2 pseudogenes are annotated in these 448 nt (G+C 47.8%); one reads left to right on the top strand and one right to left on the bottom strand.

Going from position 1 to position 448, the window contains the following annotated elements:
- Positions 1–126 (top strand): annotated as a pseudogene (locus tag ACTHTQ_RS11360) (geranyl transferase); the annotation flags it as partial.
- A 214-nt stretch (positions 127–340) separates the two neighbouring features.
- Here ACTHTQ_RS11360 and ACTHTQ_RS11365 read toward each other — a convergent pair.
- Positions 341–448, bottom strand: a pseudogene (locus ACTHTQ_RS11365) (IS5/IS1182 family transposase); the annotation flags it as partial.

The following is a 448-nucleotide window of genomic DNA, read 5'->3' on the forward strand; positions in this document are numbered from 1 at the left end:
CTGCACGCTGCGCGTACTTACGCAGAAACGCTGATTGCAGAAGCCGTTGCCCTGATCGAACCATTCGGCGACAAAGCCCTGCGCCTGCGCCAACTGGCCGAGTTTGTTACCGCCCGGAAAAACTAAACCTGCAAATAAATAAAGGCCGTCTGAAACCTGATTTTGGGTTTCAGACGGCCTTTTTAACAGCCTGAGACCTTTGCAAAAAAGCCTTTCCTCCCACAGCCGAAATCTAAACACAGGTTTTCGACTGTTTTTGTTTCAAATATCCACTGATTCTACTCAAATACCCCCTTAATTCTCCTTGTATACCTTATTAATCAGGCCTCCGAGCCGCCTTTTAGGCGCTAACAGGTGCACTTAGCCTGTTAGCCGCTTTCAACAGTTTCAAACACATCGCCTTCAGATGGTTTTGCGCACTCACTTTGAGCAGAACAAAATAGGCTGC

The sequence above is a fragment of the Neisseria sp. P0020.S003 genome, from assembly GCF_051957095.1.
In the GTDB taxonomy this organism is placed as follows: domain Bacteria; phylum Pseudomonadota; class Gammaproteobacteria; order Burkholderiales; family Neisseriaceae; genus Neisseria; species Neisseria subflava.